1 protein-coding gene is annotated in these 1,033 nt (G+C 67.3%); it reads right to left on the bottom strand.

All coding sequences use genetic code 11. From position 1 onward, the window contains the following. On the bottom strand, positions 1-912 hold a 912-nt coding region (gene rlmN / locus ACAG21_RS28070; RefSeq protein ID WP_370499511.1), incomplete at its 3' end, for a 23S rRNA (adenine(2503)-C(2))-methyltransferase RlmN. Positions 913-1,033: the final 121 nt, after the last annotated feature.

Genomic DNA, 1,033 nt, shown 5'->3' with positions numbered 1-1,033 from the left:
CAGCAACCCGAGCGCGCGATGCAGCCGCCGCCCCAACAGATCGGCGCGCCATGGCTGATCGTTGACATCGCGGATCAACGCGTACTCCACCGACACCCGACGGCCGGTGACGTCGGCGTAATACCGGGCGGCGTCGAGCGCCTCGGCGATCTTCCACCGGTTGTTGACCGGCACCAGCGTGTCGCGCAGCTCGTCGTCGGGGGCGTGCAGCGACAACGCCAGCGTCACCCCGAGCCGTTCGTCGGCGAGTTTGCGGATCGCCGGCGCCAGCCCCACCGTCGACACCGTCACCGAACGGGCCGAGATGCCGAAACCCTGCGGCGGCGCGGCGACGATGCGCCGCACCGCGGCCACCACCCGCGCGTAGTTGGCCAGCGGCTCCCCCATGCCCATGAACACCACGTTGGACAGGCGGTCACCGAAGTCGTCGCGCAGCGCCGCCGCGCCGGCGCGCACCTGCTCGAGGATCTCGGCCGTCGACAGGTTGCGGCTCAGCCCGCCCTGGCCGGTCGCGCAGAACGGGCAGGCCATGCCGCAGCCGGCCTGCGACGAGATGCACACCGTATTGCGCTGCGGGTAGCGCATCAGCACCGACTCCACGGTGACCCCATCCAGGGCCCGCCACAACGTCTTTCGGGTCTGGCCGGCATCGCAGGTCACCTCGGAGGCCGCGGTGAGCAGGATCGGGAACATGGTGTCGGCGATCGCGTCGCGCAGCCCGGCCGGCAGATCGGTCATCTGCCGCGGATCGGCGATCAGCCGGCCGTAGTACTGATGCGCCAGCTGCTTGGCCCGAAACGCCGGCAGGCCCAGCTCGGCGACGGCGGAGGCGCGGCCGTCGGCGTCGAGATCGGCCAGGTGCCGCGGCGGCTTACCGGGGCGCGGCTCGGAGAACACCAGTTGTTGAACCATGACCCGTCCAGTATCGGTCATCGAATTCTGTGTGAAATTGTTATCCGCTCACAATTGAATCTATTATAATTGTTATCCGCTCACAAAGCAAATAAATTTTTTATGATTTGGTACCGTGAGG

The sequence above is a fragment of the Mycobacterium sp. pR1184 genome, assembly GCF_041287235.1.
Lineage (GTDB): Bacteria > Actinomycetota > Actinomycetes > Mycobacteriales > Mycobacteriaceae > Mycobacterium.
Note: the sequence above shows the minus strand (reverse complement) of the source record. Positions and strands in the feature narration are given on the sequence as shown.